This window comes from Micromonospora sp. NPDC049836 (assembly GCF_044465125.1).
Taxonomy (GTDB): domain Bacteria; phylum Actinomycetota; class Actinomycetes; order Mycobacteriales; family Micromonosporaceae; genus Micromonospora.
This window is the reverse complement of sequence record NZ_JBITLH010000009.1, coordinates 151,313-171,201: the sequence shown is the minus strand read 5'-3', so window position 1 is coordinate 171,201 and position 19,889 is coordinate 151,313. Positions and strand designations below refer to the sequence as shown.

The 19,889-nt window shown below is 76.1% G+C and carries 20 protein-coding genes; 11 read left to right on the top strand and 9 right to left on the bottom strand.

Translation table 11 applies throughout. From position 1 onward, the window contains the following. The first annotated feature begins 106 nt into the window (after nt 1-106). From ACIBPB_RS23865 to ACIBPB_RS23855, 3 genes are read left to right on the top strand one after another with little or no spacing between them, the layout of a single operon-like run. Complete coding sequence (locus ACIBPB_RS23865; protein WP_396841694.1) at nt 107-1,144, top strand: zinc-binding alcohol dehydrogenase; 1,038 nt, start codon at nt 107-109, stop codon at nt 1,142-1,144. A 1-nt stretch (nt 1,145) separates the two neighbouring features. Beyond that, complete coding sequence (locus tag ACIBPB_RS23860) at nt 1,146-1,964, top strand: TIM barrel protein (protein WP_396841693.1); 819 nt, start codon at nt 1,146-1,148, stop codon at nt 1,962-1,964. Further along, nucleotides 1,961-3,328 carry an MGH1-like glycoside hydrolase domain-containing protein gene (locus ACIBPB_RS23855; protein ID WP_396841692.1) on the top strand — a complete coding sequence of 456 codons (1,368 nt, stop codon included), beginning with the start codon at nt 1,961-1,963 and terminating at the stop codon, nt 3,326-3,328. Before ACIBPB_RS23860 ends, ACIBPB_RS23855 begins: the two co-directional genes overlap by 4 nt. A gap of 69 nt (nt 3,329-3,397) precedes the next feature. Here the strand turns inward: ACIBPB_RS23855 and ACIBPB_RS23850 are convergent, their stop codons facing one another. After that, the gene (locus ACIBPB_RS23850) at nt 3,398-4,096 is read right to left on the bottom strand and encodes a CBS domain-containing protein (RefSeq protein ID WP_396841691.1); all 699 of its coding nucleotides are present in this window, start codon (nt 4,094-4,096) and stop codon (nt 3,398-3,400) included. Between the two features lie 110 nt (nt 4,097-4,206). Then, complete coding sequence (locus ACIBPB_RS23845) at nt 4,207-6,369, bottom strand: molybdopterin-dependent oxidoreductase (protein WP_396841690.1); 2,163 nt, start codon at nt 6,367-6,369, stop codon at nt 4,207-4,209. A gap of 229 nt (nt 6,370-6,598) precedes the next feature. Here ACIBPB_RS23845 and ACIBPB_RS23840 point away from each other — a divergent pair, with 229 nt between their 5' ends. Further along, the gene (locus ACIBPB_RS23840; RefSeq protein ID WP_396841689.1) at nt 6,599-6,997 is read left to right on the top strand and encodes a DUF2267 domain-containing protein; all 399 of its coding nucleotides are present in this window, start codon (nt 6,599-6,601) and stop codon (nt 6,995-6,997) included. A gap of 16 nt (nt 6,998-7,013) precedes the next feature. Here the strand turns inward: ACIBPB_RS23840 and ACIBPB_RS23835 are convergent, their stop codons facing one another. Together ACIBPB_RS23835 and ACIBPB_RS23830 are read right to left on the bottom strand one after the other, a co-directional pair. Then, nucleotides 7,014-8,258, bottom strand: coding sequence for a hypothetical protein (locus tag ACIBPB_RS23835; protein ID WP_396841688.1), 1,245 nt, complete (start codon nt 8,256-8,258; stop codon nt 7,014-7,016). Between the two features lie 31 nt (nt 8,259-8,289). Continuing rightward, nucleotides 8,290-8,808 carry an NUDIX hydrolase gene (locus ACIBPB_RS23830; RefSeq protein WP_396841687.1) on the bottom strand — a complete coding sequence of 173 codons (519 nt, stop codon included), beginning with the start codon at nt 8,806-8,808 and terminating at the stop codon, nt 8,290-8,292. Between the two features lie 43 nt (nt 8,809-8,851). Here ACIBPB_RS23830 and ACIBPB_RS23825 point away from each other — a divergent pair, with 43 nt between their 5' ends. Next, nucleotides 8,852-9,598 (top strand): class I SAM-dependent methyltransferase, encoded by a 747-nt coding sequence (locus ACIBPB_RS23825; protein WP_396841686.1) that lies wholly within the window; start codon nt 8,852-8,854, stop codon nt 9,596-9,598. A gap of 6 nt (nt 9,599-9,604) precedes the next feature. On the opposite strand, the gene ACIBPB_RS23820 is transcribed toward ACIBPB_RS23825, so the two are convergent. Continuing rightward, nucleotides 9,605-10,033, bottom strand: a complete 429-nt coding sequence (locus ACIBPB_RS23820; RefSeq protein WP_357326030.1) for an OsmC family protein — start codon at nt 10,031-10,033, stop codon at nt 9,605-9,607. A 150-nt stretch (nt 10,034-10,183) separates the two neighbouring features. Between ACIBPB_RS23820 and ACIBPB_RS23815 the strand changes: the two genes are divergently transcribed. Continuing rightward, a complete protein-coding gene (locus tag ACIBPB_RS23815; protein ID WP_396841685.1) occupies nt 10,184-10,678 on the top strand; it encodes a type II toxin-antitoxin system PemK/MazF family toxin in 495 nt (164 codons plus the stop codon). A gap of 7 nt (nt 10,679-10,685) precedes the next feature. Beyond that, nucleotides 10,686-11,693 carry a phosphotransferase enzyme family protein gene (locus ACIBPB_RS23810; protein WP_396841684.1) on the top strand — a complete coding sequence of 336 codons (1,008 nt, stop codon included), beginning with the start codon at nt 10,686-10,688 and terminating at the stop codon, nt 11,691-11,693. Nucleotides 11,694-11,705: 12 nt separating this feature from the next. Here the strand turns inward: ACIBPB_RS23810 and ACIBPB_RS23805 are convergent, their stop codons facing one another. After that, the gene (locus ACIBPB_RS23805; protein ID WP_396841683.1) at nt 11,706-12,341 is read right to left on the bottom strand and encodes a GGDEF domain-containing protein; all 636 of its coding nucleotides are present in this window, start codon (nt 12,339-12,341) and stop codon (nt 11,706-11,708) included. A gap of 238 nt (nt 12,342-12,579) precedes the next feature. Between ACIBPB_RS23805 and ACIBPB_RS23800 the strand changes: the two genes are divergently transcribed. The 3 genes from ACIBPB_RS23800 to ACIBPB_RS23790 all read left to right on the top strand — a co-directional run bounded on the left by ACIBPB_RS23800 (nt 12,580) and on the right by ACIBPB_RS23790 (nt 15,462). Then, nucleotides 12,580-12,834, top strand: a complete 255-nt coding sequence (locus tag ACIBPB_RS23800; RefSeq protein ID WP_357326041.1) for a DUF397 domain-containing protein — start codon at nt 12,580-12,582, stop codon at nt 12,832-12,834. A 116-nt stretch (nt 12,835-12,950) separates the two neighbouring features. Then, a complete protein-coding gene (locus tag ACIBPB_RS23795; RefSeq protein WP_396841682.1) occupies nt 12,951-13,838 on the top strand; it encodes a helix-turn-helix domain-containing protein in 888 nt (295 codons plus the stop codon). Between the two features lie 151 nt (nt 13,839-13,989). Continuing rightward, nucleotides 13,990-15,462 (top strand): protein kinase, encoded by a 1,473-nt coding sequence (locus ACIBPB_RS23790; protein WP_396841681.1) that lies wholly within the window; start codon nt 13,990-13,992, stop codon nt 15,460-15,462. 23 nt (nt 15,463-15,485) lie between these two features. Here the strand turns inward: ACIBPB_RS23790 and ACIBPB_RS23785 are convergent, their stop codons facing one another. Together ACIBPB_RS23785 and ACIBPB_RS23780 are read right to left on the bottom strand one after the other, a co-directional pair. Continuing rightward, nucleotides 15,486-16,313: an MOSC domain-containing protein gene (locus tag ACIBPB_RS23785; protein ID WP_396841680.1), complete on the bottom strand. Its 828-nt coding sequence runs from the start codon at nt 16,311-16,313 to the stop codon at nt 15,486-15,488. Nucleotides 16,314-16,404: 91 nt separating this feature from the next. Then, the gene (locus ACIBPB_RS23780) at nt 16,405-17,106 is read right to left on the bottom strand and encodes a carbon-nitrogen hydrolase family protein (protein WP_396841679.1); all 702 of its coding nucleotides are present in this window, start codon (nt 17,104-17,106) and stop codon (nt 16,405-16,407) included. A 456-nt stretch (nt 17,107-17,562) separates the two neighbouring features. Here ACIBPB_RS23780 and ACIBPB_RS23775 point away from each other — a divergent pair, with 456 nt between their 5' ends. After that, nucleotides 17,563-18,150, top strand: a complete 588-nt coding sequence (locus tag ACIBPB_RS23775) for a hypothetical protein (protein WP_396841678.1) — start codon at nt 17,563-17,565, stop codon at nt 18,148-18,150. Nucleotides 18,151-18,363: 213 nt separating this feature from the next. On the opposite strand, the gene ACIBPB_RS23770 is transcribed toward ACIBPB_RS23775, so the two are convergent. Further along, nucleotides 18,364-19,731: a hypothetical protein gene (locus ACIBPB_RS23770; RefSeq protein WP_396841677.1), complete on the bottom strand. Its 1,368-nt coding sequence runs from the start codon at nt 19,729-19,731 to the stop codon at nt 18,364-18,366. Between the last annotated feature and the right edge of the window lie 158 nt (nt 19,732-19,889).

Here is a 19,889-nt window from a genome sequence, read left to right as displayed (position 1 = left end):
CTCGAAGGGTACATCAGGGATCCAACCCTCTCGATTGATCATTTACAAGACATTCACCAATATTTCGATTTAGAATCGGGGTCGGCACTTCCCTCGGAGCGACGCCATGGCCAACTGGGTTGTCTCGCTGGCCGGGCCCCGGCGCGTGAGCCTGGAGCCCTGCCCCCCGGACCCGCTCGGCCCGGGCCAGGTCCGCGTCCGCACCTGCTACTCCGGCATCTCCGCCGGCACCGAGCTGACCCTCTACCGGGGCAGCAATCCCCGGCTCAGCAAGGACTGGGACGACACCGCCCGGCTGTTCGTGCCCCGGCAGGCCGCGCCCGCGTACCCGGTGGTCGGCTTCGGCTACGAGGAGGTCGGCGAGGTCGTCGAGGTTGCCCCCGACGTCCCCGACCGCCACCCCGGGCAACTGGTCTGGGGGATCTGGGGTCACCGGGCCGAGGCCGTCGTGGCCGCCGGCGCGGTCACCCCGCTCGCCCCCGGCCTCGACCCCCTCGCCGCCGTCTTCGCCCGTCCCGGCGCCATCGCGTTGACCGCGGTGCTCGCCGGCGACCTGCACCTCGGCGACTGGGTCGGGGTCTTCGGACAGGGCGTGATCGGGCTGCTGGGCACCCGACTCGCCGTCCTCTCCGGCGCGCGGGTCGTCGCCGTCGACCGGGTGCCGACCCGGCTGGAGCACGCCGCCCGGCTCGGCGCCCGGCTGGTCGTCGACGCCGCCACCGACTCGGCCGCCGCGGTGCTGCGCGCGATCACCGCCGGGCGCGGCGCCGACGTCTGCCTGGAGCTGTCCGGGTCGTACCCGGCCCTGCACGAGGCCATCCGCGCCACCACCCACGCCGGCCGCGTCGTCGCCGCCGGCTTCTACCAGGGGTACGCCCACGGGCTGGGACTCGGCGAGGAGTTCCACCACAACCGGATCCAGTTGGTGGCGGCCCAGGTCTCCGGGCCCACCCCGGCACCCGGCACGGCCGGCCGCTGGACCGGGCCCCGGATCGCCCACACCTTCATGGACCTGGTGGCCGAGGGCAGCGTCGACCCGCTGCCGCTGGTGAGCCACGTCGTCGACGCGGGCGCGGTGGCCGACGCGCTCGCGCTGCTCGACCGCGGTGACGGTGACGTCCTCCAAGTGGTGCTGAGGTTCTGACATGACCATCCCCCTGGCCTGCCAGGAGCAGCTGCTCCCCGGCACCGGCCTGACCGACAAGTACGCCCTCGCCGTCTCCCTCGGCTACCAGGGCATCGAACTGCGCGGCCGGGGTGACCTGGCCTTCGCCCGGCGGCTGCCGGAGCTGCGCCGGGCCCGCGCCGAGGGCGTGGTCATGCCGACCGTCTGCGTCGAGATGGACCACTTCATCGGCGACTTCGACCCGGCGCGCTCCCGCGACGCGGTACGCAACCTGCGCTCCCAACTCTCGGTCATCGCCGAACTGGGCGGGATCGGCGCGATGACCCCCGCCGCCTGGGGCATGTTCTCCCGCCGCCTGCCACCGTTCGAGCCGCCCCGCCCGCCCGAGGGCGACCGGCAGGTGCTCGTCGACGCCCTCGGCGAACTCGGCGAGCACGCCCGCGCCGAGGGGGTCAGCCTCTTCCTGGAACCCCTCAACCGGTACGAGGACCACATGGTCAACCGGCTCGACGAGGCGGTCGCCCTGTGCCGGGCCGTCGGGCTGCCCTCGGTCCGCGTCGTCGCCGACACCTTCCACATGAACATCGAGGAGGACGACGTCCACGCGGCGCTGCGCGCCGCCGCGCCGTGGCTGGGACACGTGCAGGTCAGCGACTCCAACCGGTACCAGCCCGGGGCCGGGCACCTGGACTGGGCGGCGCTGCTGGGCACCCTCGACGACCTCGGCTACCCCGGCTGGCTGGCGCTGGAGTGCCGGCTGCGCGGCGAACCGGTCGCCGCGCTGCGGCAGGCCGCCGCGGTGCTCGGCCCGGCCCCGCAGCGGCGGGCGGCGGCATGAGTGCCGGCACCCCGGGCGGTGCGCCGGGCAGCCTGCGCGCCGCCGGCCGGGCCGGCGCCGAACGACTCGCCGCCCTGCGCCGGCTGGCCGTGTCCACCCTCGACGCCAACTGGGAGCACGACCACACCGTGCCCTCGCGCACCCTCTACCCGCACCAGTGGAGCTGGGACTCCGCCTTCATCGCCGTCGGGCTGGCGCACGTGCGCCCCGACCGGGCCTGGCGGGAACTGGACACGCTCTTCGCCGCCCAGTGGGCCGACGGGCGGGTACCGCACATCGTGTTCAACCCGGCGCTGCGGCCCGGCGCGTACTTCCCCGGGCCGGAGTTCTGGGACGCCGCCCGCGCCGACGGTGCCCCGGCCGGAGCCACCTCCGGCATCGTCCAGCCGCCGGTGCACGCCCCAGCCGCCTGGCTGGTACACCGCCGGGCCCCCTCGGCGGCGTCGGTGGCGGCGCTGCGCCGGCTCTACCCCCGGCTGGTCGCCCAGCAGCGCTACCTGACCGGACGGCGGGACGTGGGCGGCGGCGGCCTCGCCGCCATCGTGCACCCGTGGGAGTCCGGGCTGGACAACAGCCCCGCCTGGGACGCTCCGATGGCCGCGGTACCGGCTGACCAGGAGGTGATGCGGGCGTACCGCCGGCACGACACCGCGCACGCCGACGCGGCGCACCGCCCCACCGACCTCGACTACGCCCGCTACGTGGCCCTGGTGGAGTCCTACCGAACCGGCCGGTACCGGGACGACGGCCTCGCCGGGCGCCACCCGTTCCTGGTGGAGTGCCCACTGGTCAACGCCGCGCTGGGCGCCGCCGAGCACGCCCTGGCCCGGATCGCCACGGTGATCGGCGCCGACCCCGGGCCGCACCGGGCCCGGGCCGCCCGCACCACCCAGGCCCTCGTCGACCGTCTCTGGGACCCGGCCACCGGCGCGTTCCACCCGCGCGACCTGCGCACCGACCGGCTCGTCCCGGCCCGCACCGTGCTCGGGCTGATCCCGTTAATCCTGCCCGACCTGCCCGACCGCCAGGTCCGGGCGTTGCTCACCGAGGCCTGCTCACCCCGGTTCGGCCTGGCCGCCCGGATGGACCGCCCGCTGCCCACCTACGACCGGACCGCGCCGGACTTCGAGCCGCTGCGCTACTGGCGCGGCCCGAGCTGGCTCAACACCGGCTGGCTGGTGTGGCGGGGGCTGCTCATCCACGGCCGCCCCGACCTGGCCGCCGGGCTGCGCGAGTCGATGCTCGGCCTGGTCGCGGGCGCCGGCTGCCACGAGTACTTCCACCCCGACACCGGGGCGGGGCTCGGCTCCCCGGCGTTCAGCTGGACGGCCGCGCTGCTGCTGGACGCCCTCGCCGAGGGCTGAACCGCGGCCGCGGTGCTCCCCGACGGGGGCGGCGCGGCCAGGCTCGGCCCGCCCACCCGGTCGTGGCGATCAGGTGATGCCGGCCGGCGTCGCGCCGGGCCGCAGCGCTGACCTCGGCGAGTCGTCGATCGCGTAGCCGAGCGCGTCGACCACCTCGACCACGCCGCCCACCTGGCGGGCCAGCCGCAGCGCGAGGTGCCGGGTCGACCAGCGGTCGAGCTGCCCGGTCAGGGCCACCACGCCGCCGTGGACGGCCACGTCCACCACGCCGGACGGCACGCCGAGCGTGCGGCGCAGCACGTCGACCACGTCCCAGCGGATCCCGGCGTCCCGACGCAGATGCACCTTGAGCAGGTCGCCCCGGGTCACGATGCCGACCAGACGGCCCAGGTCGTCGACCACGGGCAGCCGCTTGACCTGCCGCTCGTCCATGAGCCGGGCCGCCTCCGGCAGCGGGGCGTCCGGTGCCACGGTGACCGCGGGCGCGGTCATCAGGTCGGCGGCCAGGGTGGCGGACGCCTTCGCGTGCGCCTCGCGTCGGTGCCGGCTGGCGAAGACCCGCCGCTGCCGCGGCCGGCCCAGCAGCTCCACCTTGTACAGCAGGTCCGCCTCCGAGACCACGCCGAGCACCCGCCGCGTCCCGTCCACCACCGGCACCGCCGTGACCCGCCTGCCGGCCAGCCCGTCGATGATCTCCCGGTACGTCGTGCCCTCCCGTACCGACAGCACGTCGGCGGTCATCACGTCCCGCACCTGCCACGTACGCATGGCGACCTCCTCGTTCCCGCCACCGACGCTACGGACCGGCGGTGGTCGGGAGCAGGGGCGCGGGAACCGCCCGGCCGGGCCGGAAGTCCCGGCCCGGGCTGCCCTCCGGGTCAACCGGCCGGCACGGACCCCACCGGCTGCGCGCCGGACCGGGCCGGGAAGTCCGCCGGGCCGCGGGGCGCCGGCTCGGCGTCCCGGGGTGGCTCGACGGTCAGCAGCTCCGCCGGCGCCGGCTCGACCTCGACCCGGCAGTCGTGGAAGGCCGGCGCGCCACCCAGGTCGGCGTCGCGGACCGCGGTGACCGCGTTGACGGTGGCCCGTCCCGGGCTCAGCCGCGCCCAGTACGCCTTGTAGGTGAAGGCCAGCCCGGGCCGGGTGGCGTCGTCCACGGCGACCGCCGCCAGGAAAGCGCCCCGGTCGTTGCGCACCCGCACCGCGTCGCCGTCGGCGAGCCCACGCGCCGCCGCGTCGTCCGGGTGCAGGTGGACCCGGGGCGGCCCGGTCCGCCGGGCGTGCCAGGGCAGCGAGGCGAAGGTGGAGTTCATCAGGAACCGGCCGGCCGGGGCGACCAGCACCAGCGGGAACCGGCGGGCCAGCTCCCGGTCGGTCGCCTCCACCGGCGGGGTGTGCCCGGGCAGCGGGTCCACCCCGAGCCGGACCAGCGACGGGTCGTGCAGCCGGGCCCGACCGTCGGGGGTGCGGAACCCGCCGTGGGCGTACGGTGCGCTGCCCACCGCCACCCCGGTGGTCCGGACGTACGTGCGTTCGCGCAGCTCCTCGAAGCTGACCGGGGTGCCGCGCAGCAGTTGCCGGGCCAGCTCCTCGTCGCTGTCGCGCAGCCGGGGATGGTCGATGCCCAGCGCGGCGGCCAGCCGGCGGAAGATCTCGGTGTTCGGCAGCGCCTCGCCGGGCGCCTCGGTGACCGGCAGGTTCAGCGTCGTGTAGTGGTGGCCGTAGGAGGAGTGCAGGTCGAGGTGCTCCGGCTGCATGGTGGCCGGCAGCACCACGTCGGCGTAGTCGCAGGTGTCGGTCCAGCGCTGCTCCAGCACCACGGTGTGCAGGTCGTCGCGGCGCAGGCCGGCGAGCAGCCGGTTCTGGTCCGGTGCGGTGGCCGCCGGGTTCGCGTTGAACACCACCAGCGAGGTCACCGGCGGGTCGGCCTCCCCGGTGAGCACGGCGGCGAGCCGGCTCATGTTCACCGACCGGGCGGGCGGGGCCGGCATGTCCGGCGGGCGGACCACCGGCCCCTCCTCGATCGGGTGGTGCCCGCTGGTCGACACCAGGGCGCCCCCGCCCGGGTACCGGAAGTCGCCGGTGACCAGCGGCAGCGCGCAGATCGCCCGGATCGCCTGCCCGGCGCCGTGGTGGCGTTGCAGCCCCAGCCCGACCCGCACGGCGGTGGGCCGGGTGGTGGCGATCCGGGTGCCGAGGTCGCGGACCACCTCGACCGGCAGGCCGCACTCGGCGGCGGCGCGCTCCACCGGCCACTCGCCGAGCCGGGCGGCCAGCTCCGGCCAGCCGACGGTGTGCGCGGCCAGCCACTCCTCGTCGGCCGCGCCGGCGTCCAGCACGTGCCGCATCAGGCCGAGCGCCAGCGCCGCGTCGGTGCCGGGCAGCGGGGCCACGTGCTGGTCGCTGCGGGCCGCGCTGTCGGTGCGCAGCGGGTCGATGGTGACCAGGTACGCGCCGCGCTCCCGGGCCTGCTGGATGAACGGCCAGAGGTGCAGGTTGGTGGCGAGCGGGTTGGCGCCCCAGAGGACGATCAGCCGGGCGTCCACGATCGACTCGGGCTCGAAGCCGACCGAGCCGCCGTAGATCGAGCGCAGCGCGGCCTGCGCCGCCCCGGTGCAGATGGTGGTCTCCAGCCGCGACGCGCCCAGGTGCGCGAAGAGCCGCGGACCCAGGGACCAGCCCTGCACGTGGCCCATGGTGCCGGCGAAGTAGTACGGGAGGACCGACTCGGGCCCGTCCCGGTCGATGCCGGCGCGCAGCCCGGTGGCCGCCCGGGCGATCGCCTCGGCCCAGCTCGCCGGCCGGTAGGAGACCCGCCCGACCCCCTTCGGCCCGGTCCGGACGTAGGGGGTGGTGAGCCGGTCGGGGCCGTTGACCGCGTCGAGGTAGCGGTTGACCTTGCCGCAGAGCGCCCCACGGGTGAACGGGTGATCACGGTCGCCGCGCAGCGCGACGGCGCGGCCGTCCGCCACCGTGAGCTGCCAGACGCAGGTGTCGGGGCAGTCGAGCGGGCAGGCGCCGGGGTGGGTGCTGCGAGCCATGCGGCGAGCCTACCGAGCCACGGCCGCGCGGCGCTGACCTGAGCGCGCCGGGCGCGGGCACCCCGGACCGCCGGCCCGACGCGCTGGGCGGCGGCCCGGGGGCGCCATGCCGGCACGGCCCCTCGGCGGGCCGCCGACCGGCTCGGGCCGCCGTTTGCCGCCGCCCGGGCCGGGTAACCGGCGGGTCGTCCGCCGCCGCGTCGGCGGCCGGTGGTCACAGGAGGCTGGTGTGCGGTTTCCCCGATTCGTGGAGGCGGTGTCCCGCCGGGCCGAGCTGCCCGACGACCTGGCCGCCACGATCTCCCGCGCGGTGCTGCAGACCCTCGCCGACCGGGTCACCGGCGGCGAGTCCGGCGACCTGGCCGCCCAGCTGCCCGACGAGCTGAGCGGCTACCTGACCGCCCCGGCCGAGGAGCCGGCGACCGGCGGCGCGGTCGACTTCGTGCACCGGGTCGCCGACCGGGCCGCGGTGGACCCGGCGGTGGCCGAGATGGGCACCCGCGCGGTGCTGACCACGCTGCGCGAGACGGTGACCGTGGGCGAGTTCCACGACCTGGTGGCCCAGCTGCCGAAGGGCTTCGACGCGATGGTCGACCCGATCCCGCGCCCGCCCTACGGCGCCCCCTGAGCCGCGTCGGCCCGGCTCACCACTGCTCGGGCGGGTCGGCCAGCTCGGCCTCGGGCAGCTCCTGCGGCTCCGCCACCCAGGCCGAGTAGACCGGCAGGCTGTGCCAGGGCCCGCCATTGCTGTCGGTGGCCACCGCGACCACCGCGTACGGGTGCCCGAAGCGCAGCTCCGCGCGGCGGGCCACGCCCTCCGGCGGCAGGCCGGCGGCCACCCCGAACGCGGTCACCGCAGCCGCCTCGAAGCCGTACCGCCCGTACCGGGCCACCGCCGACTGCACCGCCGCGTACGGCAGATCCGGGTTGCCGAGCAGCGTGCCGAGCGCCCGCGCGGCGGCGTCGAAGCCGAACCCGGCCGGCGTGAGGTCGTGCCGGCTCTCCGCCGACCAGCAGGGCAGCACGGCGCTGGCCAGCTCCTCCCGGCCGTCCCGGGCGAAGGTGCGGATCGGCTCCTCCCGTACCGTCCAGGCGGGACCGTCACCGAGCGGCAGGTCGAACAGCGACCGCCGGCCGGGCCGCTGCCCCGCGGGCCCGGTGGCCGCGCTCACGGCCAGTTCCTGGGCCGCGGCGAGCACGTCCACCGCCGGCACGTCCGGGGCGGCGGCGACCGAGAAGACCAGCAGGCCCGCCTCGCCGTCGGCGCCCGGCGCCGGCCGGGCCGGCGCGGCGTGCACCGCGACGTCCCCGGCCCGCGCGCTGGCCGCGATCCAGCAGGAGTGCCCGTGCCAGGGGGTACGCAGCACCCGCGCCAGCCGGCCCGCCCACGCGCTGCCGGCGCCGAGCTGGTCGGCCGGCGCCACCTGGAACGGGTCCGCCCAGGACACCCGGGTGGCCAGCGCGCTGGCCAGGATCAGCAGGGTGTCCGCCTCGACGGCCACCGGGAACCGTTCGATCAGCCCGCCGGTACGCTCCCGGGCCCAGGCGTCGAGGGCGGCCTGGTCGGGCAGCGGGCCGCGCTCGGTGCGCTCCGGCAGGCCGGCCCGCCACCGGGCCAGCCCGTCGAAGGGCTGCCGTTCCCAGAGCGCGGTGGCCGCCGCGACCAGCGGGTGCGGCGCGGCCAGCAGCGCGTGGGCCGCCGCCGAGGCGGTGGCCGCGTCGGTGCCGAGGGCGTCCTCCAGCCCGGCCCGGGCGTCACCGGTGGCGGCGGGGGCGGTGAGGGCGAGCAGCAGCCAGGCGCCCAGCGGGGAGGCGATGTGGTGGGCCTCGCCGGCGGCGCCGTGCAGCCGCTCGGCGTACCGGGCGAGCGGTAGGTGCAGAGGGGTCACCGCTCCACTGTGCCGGTTGCCGGCGCGTACGTCACGACCACAGCTCGAACGGCTCATCGATCTCCGTGCCGGCCAGGAACGCCGGCAGCAGCTCCGGCAGCCGCCCCGGGTAGCAGCGCGGCCGGTCGGCGACCAGCTCGGCCACCGGCCACCAGCGGAAGCCGAAGTAGTCCTCCACCTCGTAGTCGAGCCGGTGCGTCTCGTCGATGTCGGGTCCCGGCCCGGGCAGCCGTACCGGGACCACCACCTCGTCCTGGAGGTGGCGCAGCCGGCGGTGCACGAAGCTGGCCCGGCGCCGCCAGGTCGGCGCGCCGACCTCGGCCGGGCCGACCACGATCCCGGTCTCCTCCCGCAGCTCCCGCAGCGCCGCGTCGAGGTAGGTCTCCCCGGGGTCGAGGCCGCCGCCGGGCAGCTCCCACCAGACGCCCAGCCGGGGGTGCTCCGGGTCCCGGGTGTGGAACAGCAGCACCCGCTCGGCGCTGTCGAGCACCACCAGGCGGACCGCGCGGCGCTCGATCACCGGCAGGTCGCGGGGCAGTTCGGGTTGCACGGCTCCTCCGGAGGGACGGTGGCGACGGCGCCACCCTGCGATGATGGTGATCATGTCGCAGCTCTTCGGCGAGGTCGCCGACGACTACCACGAGGCCCGCCCAGGCTATCCAGCGGAGCTCGTCGAGGCGATCCGCGGGTACCACGGCGGCCCGCCGGTCACCCTCGTCGAGGTCGGCGCCGGGACCGGCCTGGCCACCCGGACACTGCTCGACCTGGGCGCGCGGACGACCTGCGTGGAACCGGACCGCCGGATGGCGGCCGTGCTCGCCGCCCGCTTCCCGGAGGTCGAGGTGGTCGCCGCCGCGTTCGAGGAGTGGACCCCGCCGGCCGGCGGCGTGGCCGCGCTGGCCTGCGCGATGGCCTGGCACTGGCTCGACCCGGCCACCCGCAACCGGCGGGCGTACGACGCGCTCACGCCCGGCGGCACCCTGGCCGTCTTCGGCCACCGCTACGACTACCTGGACCCGGCCCACGCCGCCGGGCTGCGGGCGGCGTTCGAGTCCGTCGATCCGCAGCCGACCACGGACCGCCCGGACGGCTGGGTCCACGACGACGTGCTCGCCAGTGGGCTCTTCACCGACGTGCGGTCGCGGATGTTCCGCCGGGCCGTGCCGCTGGACACCGCGGCGTACCTGCGCCTGGTTGCCACCTTCTCGCCGCAGCTCAAGCGCCCGCCGGAGCTGCGGGAACGGGTGCGCGACGCGCTGCGCGCGACGATCGACGGGTTCGGCGGCAGCGTGGTGCTCGACCTGCGCACCACCCTGGTGCTGGCCCGCCGCCCGGCCTGACCGGCCTCAGCCGGGATCCGGGTGGCCGGTCAGCTCGGCGTGCCGCAGCCGGACCGGGGTGCCCCGGCGCAGCGAGTTGGGGATCTCCGCGATCGCGTCGACCCGGTCCACCAGCTCCCGCAGCCGCGCCGCGTCCGCGTCGCCGTCGAGCCGTACGTCGTAGCCGATCTCGGTGGAGACGGCGGGGTCGCCGGTGAAGTCGCCGTGCACGGTGATCTCGACCCGGTGCAGGGTGATGCCCAGCGCCCGAGCCTCCCGGAACAGGTCGTTGGAGACGCAGCCGGCGACGGCCAGATAGAGCAACTGCCCGCCGTTGAAGCCGAGCCCGTCCCCGCCACCGTCGGCCGGCCGGTCCACCACCAGCGTGAACGGCCCGGCGGACCCGATCGCCGCGGGCCGGTCCGGCAGGCTGCGGGTACGCACCTCGAAGGGCATCGGACCACCTCCGTACCCGACTCAACCACCCGGGGCCGGTCGGCCGCCTCGGCGCTTCGGCCCGAACCGGCGTCGACCGCCCGGCCGACCTCGACCGGTGGCCAGGGCCGGCCGGGCCGCCCGGCGACGGCGGGCGATAGGCTGCCGGCCGTGGCAGGTCTGTTGAGGAGCGTGGCGTCCCGGCTCGGCCGGATCACCGGGGGCGCCGCGGCGCCGGCCGGCACCCCGCGGGTGATCCCCGCCCAGCTCGCGCGGCGGCGCCAGGTCGCCGCCCTGCAGCGGCGGGAGCTGGCGTACGCCCCGGAGCTGGACGGCCAGGCCGACCCGGGAGAGATCGTCTGGACCTGGGTCCCCTACGAGGACGACCCCCGGCAGGGCAAGGACCGACCGGTGCTGGTGGTGGGCCGGCAGAGCCGGACGCTGTACGGGCTGATGCTGTCCAGCCAGAGCGACCGGGACGGGCAGCGGCACTGGCTGGCCCTCGGCCCGGGGGAGTGGGACCGCGACAAGCGCCCGAGCTGGGTACGCCTGGACCGGGTGCTCACCATGCGCGAGGACAGCATCCGCCGCGAGGGCGCCGTGCTGGACCGGCCCCGGTTCGACCGGGTGGGCCAGGCGCTGCGCGCCGGCTACGGCTGGCGCTGACGGGCGGGTGGACGAGCGGCTCGCCGCCCGGGTCGCGGCCGAGTTCGGGCTGCGCCTGGTCAGCTCCGCCCCGGTGGACCTGGGCGCGGATCCGGCCGCCCGGACCTGGCGGGCGACCACCGCCGACGGTCACGCGTACGCGGTGAAGCTCACCGGCGGGGGCACCCCGGCCGGCTCGGTGGTGGCCGCGCTGCTGGCCGAGCGGGGCGTACCCGGTGTGCCCGCGCCGCTGACCACCCGGGACGGGCGGCTCGACGCCGTCCACGACGGGCGCCGCCTCACCGTGGTGCCGTGGGTCTCCGACGAGCCGGCCCCCGACGGCGACCTGCGCGCCGCGCACTGGCGCGGCTACGGCGCGCTGCTCGCCGCCGTCCACGCGGTCCCGGTGACCGGCGAGCTGGCGGGGCTGCCCCGCGAGGACCACAGCCACGCCGCGGTCGGGGCGGCCGTCCGCGAGACGGACCGCCGGTTGCGCGCGGTCGACGGGGCCACGGCCGACCGCTGGACCGGGGAGGTGGTTGCCCACTGGCGGGCCGCCGGCGCCGACCTCGACCGGCTGCTCGCCGCGGTGGACCGGCTCGGCGCGGAGTTGCGGGCCCGCCCGGCCGAGCTGGTCGTCTGCCACGGCGACCCGCACCTGGGCAACCTGCTGCTCGGCGCGGACGGGCAGGTCTGGTTGATCGACTGGGACGACGCCGTGCTCGCCCCGCGGGAACGCGACCTGATGTTCGTCCTCGAGGGCGGGCCGGCGTTCGCGCCGCGGGGGCGGGTGGACGAGGCGTCCTTCCGGGCCGGCTATGGGCCGGTGACGCCGGACCCGCTGCGGCTGGCGTACCACCTCGGGGTGCGGGCGCTGGACGACATGTGGAGCTGGTCGGCGGAGGCGGCCGATCCCGGGCGGCCGGAGGCGGACCGGGTGCGCGCGCTGCGGATCCTGGCCGGGCTGCGGTCGCCGTCGGGGCTGCTCACCCTGGCCCGGGGTGCGCTGGCGGCGGCGGGCCGCTGGCCGCGGTGACCGGCCGGCCGCTCAGCACTCGGCCATCAGCTCCCGCGCGGCGCGCGCGGCGCTGACGCTCTTCGCCTGGTACATCGCGGCGTCCGCCCGGCAGAGCGCGTCGGTGAGCTGGGTGGGTCCGTGTACCGGTGCGAGCCCGACGGACGCGGTGACCTGCACCGTCCGGGTGCCGACCGGGATGGGCGCGGCGAGCGCCTCGCAGAGCCGGCGGGTGGCGTGCTCGATCCACCGACGGTCCATGGTGGGGCTGGCCAGCAGGCCGGCGAACTCGTCGCCGCCGAGCCGGGCCACCAGGTTGTCCCCGGCGAACGCGGCCAGCCGCTGCGCGACGCTGATCAGCACCTGATCGCCGGCGGCGTGCCCGTAGCGGTCGTTGACCTGCTTGAAGCCGTCGAGGTCGAGCACCACGGCGACCAGCGGCCGGCCGGCCGGGTTGGTCAGCAACGCCGCCGCGAGCCGGAAGAAGGCCCGCCGGTTCGGCAGGCCGGTGAGCGGGTCGTGGCTGGCCGCGTGCCGTTCGGCCTCCAGTTCGGCCTGGAGCAGTTCGACCTCCGCCTCGGCGCGCAGCGCCCGGCGGCGCAGTTGCCAGACGGAGACCAGGGCACCGACGGCGGAGACTCCGGAGGCGACGGTCATCGGATCCGGCACGCGCCCTCCTCCCCGTAACGCACGGGTCTGGGCCCCCGCCCGCGCTCGTCTCGACCGGCAGCCTGGTTACCCAAAGTGAACGGTTGGGCACACCGCACGTGCGTTATCATGCTCGCTGTCCAATGCAGATGCAATAGCAGATGCACGTGCATCACGATCCTGAATAGACGACATCCCCTCCGCCGCCAGCACCGCCCCTCCCCGCGGCACCGGCTGGCTCGGCCCAGAAAGACGCCCAATGCAGCAGCCTGAGAACGGCGTACCCACCAGCCAACTGCCGCCGTTGCGGTGGCAGAAGAGCCGCCGGAGCAACCCCAGCGGGAACTGTGTCGAGCTGGCCGAGCTGCCCGGCGGCGCCGGGATCGCGGTGCGCAACTCCCGGCACCCGGAGGGTCCGGCGCTGATCTACAGCGTGGACGAGATCGCCGCCTTCGTGCTCGGCGCCCGCGACGGCGACTTCGACCACCTGATCGCCGGCCGCCCGTCCCCCTGACCCGACCGACTCGGCCGTCCGGGGGAGTTCACCTCACCGAGGGTTCATGGCATGCTTACTCGTCGGTTGGGCTGGGGCGCCCGGCCGACACCCGCCGGCATGCGAAGGACGCGCACGTGACGATGGTGCCCGCCGAGGGCGGCCCGGCCAGTGGGCCGACGGTGCTGCGCATGCTGCTCGGGGGGCAGTTGCGCCGCCTGCGGGAAGGCGCCGGGGTCACCCGGGAGGCGGCCGGCTGGGAGATCCGCTCCTCCGAGTCCAAGATCAGCCGGATGGAGCTGGGCCGGGTCGGCTTCAAGGAGCGCGACGTCGCCGACCTGCTCACCCTCTACGGCGTCACGGCCGAGCAGGAACGGGCGGCGCTGCTGGCCCTGGCCCGCGACGCCAACAGCCCCGGCTGGTGGCACCGCTACGGCGACGTCCTGCCCAGCTGGTTCCAGTCCTACCTCGGCCTGGAGGCCGCCGCCGCGCTGATCCGCACGTACGAGGTGCAGTTCGTGCCCGGCCTGCTCCAGACCGCCGACTACGCCCGCGCGGTGATCCTCCTCGGTCACCAGGGCGCCCCGCCCGAGGAGCTCGAACGCCGGGTCGGCCTGCGGATGAAGCGCCAGGAGCTGCTGCACCGCCCCGACCCGCCGCAGCTCTGGGCGGTGCTCGACGAGGCCGCCCTGCGCCGGCCGATCGGCGGGCACGCCGTGATGCGTGCCCAGCTGGACGCCCTGATCGAGGCCACCGCCGCCGCGCACATCCGGTTGCAGGTCGTGCCCTTCGACGCCGGCGGGCACGCCGCGGCCAGCGGTGCCTTCAGCATCCTGCGCTTCGGCGACGAGGACCTGCCCGACATCGTCTACATCGAGCAGCTCACCAGCGCGATCTACCTCGACAAGCGCGACGACCTCGACTACTACGCGCTGGCCATGGAACGGCTCTGCGTCGAGGCCGCCCCGCCCGAGAGCACGCCCGAGCTGCTCGCCAAGATCCGCGACGAGCTCTACCCGGGCTGACCCGGCCGGGCGTTTCCCCGGCTGCCGGGCCCGCTCGTCGACCCCCCGGGTGGTGCGGGTGCGACCCGGTTCGGTTGGGAATCGCCCGACCGGTGCGGAACCGGGCACCGGGTTGGCCGAGCCGGCCGGGCGGCAGGCAGACTGGGGCACCATGTCGCCGTTGACGCCCTCGCTGCGCCTGCACGATCGGTACGTCCTGCGCGAGCGCATCGGACTCGGCGGGATGTCCGAGGTGTGGCGCGCCGACGACGAGGTGCTGCACCGCCCCGTCGCGGTCAAGGCCCTCGCCACGCAGCTCGCCGCCGACCCGCACCTGCGCGCCACCATCCAGCGCGAGGCGCGCGCCGCGGCCCGGCTCACCCACCCGCACGTGACCCAGGTGTACGACTACGGCGAGGCCACCCTGCCCGACGGCGCGGTCGTGCCGTACCTGGTGATGGAGTTGGTGGAGGGGCGCACGTTGGCCGACCGGTTGTCCGGCGGCCCGCTCGCCTGGCCCGAGGCGGTCCGGTTGGCCGGCCAGGTCGCCGGCGCGCTGGCCGCCGCGCACAAACTCGGCGTGGTGCACCGCGACATCAAGCCCGGCAACGTCATGCTCACCGAGACCGGCGCGAAGGTCCTCGACTTCGGCATCGCCACGCTCGCCGGCCCCCGGCACCCGCTGGCCGGCCAGACCGGCGAGCTGATGATGGGTACGCCCGCCTACTTCGCCCCGGAGCGGATGACCCCCGGCCCGGCGAACCCGGCCAGCGACGTGTACGCCCTCGGCGCACTGCTCTACCGCACCCTCACCGGCCGGGCCCCGCTGCCCGTGCAGACCTGGGACGACGTACTCGACCTGCGGACCCAGCGGCCCCCGGTGCCGCCGCTGCGCATCCCCGGGCTCCCCGCCGACGTCGCCGAGCTCACCCTGGCCTGCCTCGCCGCGGACCCGGCCGGGCGACCCACCGCCGCCCAGCTCGCGGCCCGCTTCGGCGCCGGCCGGCCCGCCGACCCGCCGACCGCGGTCCTGCCCACGGTGGCCCAGCCCGAGCAGGCCCCGACGCTGATCGACCGGGCCGCCGTGCCGGTCCACCCGACCCCGCCACCGCGAGCCGCGGCCCGCCCGGTCCCGCCACCGCGAACCGTGGCCGGCCCGCCGGTCCGGTCCAACCGGCTCCTCGGCGTGCTCCTCGCGGCCGGCCTGGTGCTGCTGCTCGGCCTCGTCGGCACGCTGCTGCTCGACGACGACCCGCACTCGCCCGCGGCCACCGCGCCGGGCACCACCGCCCCGGCCGACGAGCCGGCCCCCGAGTCGTCCAGCGCGCCCGCGCCGGCCACCACCGGGCCCGCCAGCGCCCGCCCGGCGCCGGTCACCCTGCGCCAGCTCGCAGCGCAGTTCGCGGACCTCCTCAGCCAGGCCGTGGCGGACGGCCGGGTCGACGGGAAGATCGCCAACGACCTGCGCAAGAAGGCGGGCGAGCTGGACCGGGGCAAGCCCAAGGACCGCGCCAAGCGGATCGAGGACCTCCGCGAGCGCATCGACGACGCCGCCGACGACGGCACGCTCGACCAACGGACCGCCGCCGCCCTCCAGCGGCTGCTCGCCGCGTACGCGCTGCTGCACGGCCGCGGCCAGGGCTGACCGGGGGCCGTAGCAGGCTCCGGTCAGTCCAGCCGCACCGGGTCGCCGACGCGGACCTGCCCCGGGCGCACCACCTGCGCGTACCCGCCGACGCAGGGCTGCGCCGCCAGGCCGGGCAGCGGCACCACCCGGTTCAGCCGCGCGGGCGCGCGCAACGCGTCCGGGTCGCGGGGGAGCGGGCCGTGCGCCAGGGTCGGGACCGCGCAGCGGGGCGTCGGCGCCAGCATCCGCAGCACCACCTCGTCGCCGAGCCGCAGCTCCCGCCCCACCCAGTCGTTCTCGGCGAAGCCCGCGCCCTCGGTGTCGAGCAGCAGGTTCGGCCGGTACCGGGCCGGGTCGACCACGCCGGCCGGCACGGCCGCGCCGAGCCGGCGCAGGGTCGCGGTGGTCACCAGGTGCAGCGGCGCGAAGTCGACGAAACTGCCCGGCGGGGCGGCCGCCCCGAGCCGACCCTCGTCCATCGGCACCGGAACCGTCACACCCGCCGCGAGCACCGCCTCCGGGCGGGACCGTTCGAGAACGGCGTCCGGCGGTGGAGTGTCGACCAACGTCACCGGCTCGCCCAGCACCTCGGAGAGCACCGCGTCCACCCGGTCGTCGTCCGCGCCGACGGTGCGGCCGTCGGGCAGCACGATCCGGACCGGTCCGGCCCCGGCGGCCCGCAGCCTGAGCAGGGCCCGCCAGCGGTACGGATTCTTCGCGCTGGCCACCCGGCCGGACACCCGGTCCAACAGCGCGAGCCGCCGGTCGCCGACCAGCCCACCCGCCCGCACCTCCGCCGCGTCCAGTTCCTCGCCGAGCAGCGACTTCACCGGGTAGCGCCGGATCCCGGCGATCTGCCCGAGCAACACCTGCCACCCCTCACCCGGGCCGCTCCACCCGTCATCCGTACCCTCCCCGGACCGCGGCCCGCCACGTGGGTGGGCCGGCCGCCGCCGGCGCTCAGTGGAGAGTCGCCCGTACCAACTCGCCGGTGCCCGTGCCGGCCCGCCCCACCGGCGACCCGTCCGGCATCCAGATCCCCGAACCGCCCGCCGCCCGCGGGTAGCCGCCACCGGTGCCCCCGGCGAAGCTCGCCACCGCCACCCACACCCGGTGCGTGGTGGCGATCCGTCGGGCCCGCTCCGCCGGCACCGCCGCGTCGTCGGCCGTCTCCAGCACCCCGGCGAGGTACGCGTCCGCGCCCAGGGCCGCCGTCCCGGCCGCGTGTTCGGCGATTCCGGTGTCCCGGCACACGGCCAGGCCGAGCCGCCAACCGTCCACCTCGAGCACCGCCGGTCGGGTGCCGGGCGCGAACCGGTCCGGCTCCGCGCCACCCAACCACATCTTCCGGTACGCCACCCGGGCGCCGCCCCCGTCCACCGCGAGGACCGCCAGGTAGGGCCGGCTTGGCCCCGGCGCCGGGGCACCCACCAACGCCACCGCCCCCGTCTCGGCGCACGCCACCACGAGCGGCGCGAGCCGGGCGTCCCCGGGCCGCACCGGCTCGGCGTCCAGCTCGTACCCGGTCAGCGACAGCTCGGGAAAGACCACCACCCGCGCCCCGGCCGCGCGCACGGTCGCGGCGTGCACGGCCGCGTTGCCGGCGACGTCGTACGAGCGGCAACGCGGTTGGGCGACCGCCAGGCGCAGCGGCGTACGCATCGGCCCCACCCTTCTTCCTCCACCGTCGGTGCCCGCAGCCTAGGCGTCACCGGCCCAACCCGCCTTCCCCGATTGCGGCATGGTGTGGTGTCCGTGGCCGGGAAGGGCCGCTTTGCCGCATCCGGAGTTGACCATCCCGGCCGGGCGCCGTGGCCGTCGCTGGGTGGTATGTCCGGTCCGACGGTGACCCGGGACATCCCCCGGCCGGAATGGTTGGCGGCCGGGGGTCGTTGAACACGGGTGAACGGCCGAGGAAGAGCGCCTCACCCCGGGTGCCTGCCCTGCGGGAATGATGGTGGGCAGCCGGTCGTTACACCTGGTCCCGGCGCCGTGAAGAGGCCCCCGCCCCGCGGGCCGGGTGATCCCCCCTTTCAAGACTTTCTGAGCGCCTGACGGTGCTTGCGCACGTTGCGACCCCCATCGCCGTGTGCGCCGACCCCCGAATGGAGCTTTCCCATGAACACGATGCTGCGTAAGAGCGTGCTCGGTATCGCTGGTCTGACCGTTGCCGGTGGTCTCGCCGCCGGTCCGCTGAACCATCACGAGGCCACCCCGAACACCGCCCTGACCGAGGCCGCCGTCGTGCAGGCCGACAAGCCGGACATGGGCAAGCTGATCCCGCACGGTGTGCAGGGCGCCCAGTCGCGTATCGACCTGTCCGATGAGCAGACCGCCAACGCCAAGGCCATCATCGCCGCCACGAAGAAGGCCGGTCTGCCGGAGCGGGCCGCGGTGATCTCCATCGCGACCAGTCTGCAGGAGTCGAAGCTGGAGAACCTGGGCCACCTCGGCGACCGCAACGACCACGACTCGCTGGGCCTGTTCCAGCAGCGCCCGAGCTCGGGTTGGGGCACGCCGGAGCAGATCACCGACCCCGAGTACTCCACCCTCGCCTTCCTCAAGGGCCTCAAGCAGGTCGACGGCTGGCAGGACATGCCGCTGACCGTCGCCGCGCAGACCGTGCAGGTCTCGGCCTACCCGGACGCCTACGCCCAGTGGGAGCAGCAGGCCGCCGACATCGTCGCCCAGCACTGGAACAGCTGACCACAACCACCAACCACCAAGCGTGAGAGCTGACAAGCTCAGGAACGTGACTGCCGCTGGCCGGCACCCGAACCGGGTGCCGGCCAGCGGCGTCTGTGTGCCCGTAGGGCCAGGCAGCCCAAGCCTCAGCAGGCTGCGCACACGGCAGCGCAGCCCAGGCCCCGGCGGCTGCGGTGCAACCGGTGCTTCAGCGGGCCGCGTGCAGCCGGCGCTTCAGCAGGCCGCGTACAACCGGCGGGTTCCCGCGCCGGCGGCCCACGCCGCGCGGTCGCTGAACCGGCACCCGAAGTCGGCTGCCCGCACCGCCCGCGGATCGGTGACCGCGTCGCCGGCCGGCCGCTTCCCGGTGCGTACCCAGGAAACCAGGTCGTCCCAGGCGGCGCCGGCCTCGGCCGGGCTGAACTCGCAGTGCTGCGCGGCGCGGACGGCGCGCTGCACGACCAGCCGGCTGCGCCCGTGCCATGCCGCGTCCCGGGCGTAGGCCTGCTCCATGCTGAAGGGTACGAAGAGGTCGCCGAGGTCGTGCAGGGTGAGTACCGGCACGGTGGGCCGGCCGTTGATCCGGGGCACCTCGGTCAGCGTCGGGGACAGCCGCTGCCGCAGGTTCTCCGGGGCGACCCGCTGCACGGTGGCGTTCAGGTCGACCGGGCTGTTCGGGGAGTACCGGGTGAGCAGGTTGGTGGCGAGCTGGCCGGGCCGCTGGGCGGGGGAGTCGCCGCCGTCGGTGGTGGTGATGCCGAACAGGAAGTCCTTCCAGACCGCGAAGGCCGCGTCGGCGCCGGGCCGGGGACCGCCGGAGCGTTCGATGGTGACGGCGCGCAGCTGCTTGCCGAGGTCGTTGGTGGTGTCCGGACCGCCCGGCGTGAGGCCGGCCAGGCCCAGCGCCACCTGGATCCGGGGCACCGCGTTGGTCAGGTAGTCGGCCGGCGTCGGGTAGGCGCGCACCCCGGCGAGGGCCTGCGCGACGAGGTTGTAGTCGAGGAAGAAGTCGAACAGCTCGTGGTCGCCGAGGACGCCGCACATGGGCAGCGCCCCGTCGTAGTAGCCCGGGTACTGCTCCAACGAGCGGCCGATGATGTGCCCGCCCATCGACACACCGGCGAGGTACACCCGGTGTGGGCGTCGCACCGTGTCGGCGAAGAGGTCGGCCAGGTGCCGGGTGCTGAGCACGCCGGAGCGGATGTCGTAGCCGTTGCGGTCGTACGAGGACGACGCCCAGGCGTATCCCTGCCCGAGCAGGCGCTGGCGCAGGTCGTACGCGGGCGGCTCGGGGGAGAGCTCGGTGCCCTGACCGCGGTAGCCGTGCGCCCACATGACGAGGTCGCCGTTCCAGCGGGCGGGGGTCTCGATGATGTAGCCGGCGTGCTCGTGCACGCCCTGGCGGACGGTGGTGGGCGCGCCGCCGACGACCAGCGGCGCCAGGGGCGGGTTGCTGATGGTGTAGCCGGGCAGCGGCTGGCCGCCGTCGGTGCCACGGTCGCCCGCGACGGCGGGGGTGGCGCCGGCGAGGCCGGCCGCGAGGGTGAGGGCCGCGCCGGCGGCGAGCAGCCGGCGGACCAGGCGGGTGGATGAGGTCAGCATCGTTGCTCCCCCGGGGACGGGTGCCGCCCCGGGACGGGGGCGGCCAGGCGGGACGGATGCCTACCGGCCGGTAGCGCCCTGAACGTAGGCCCGACCTCGACCCCTGTCAATCGCTGACTGACCGCATGGTCAGCCCGGCCCGCCCGCTCCGGCCACAG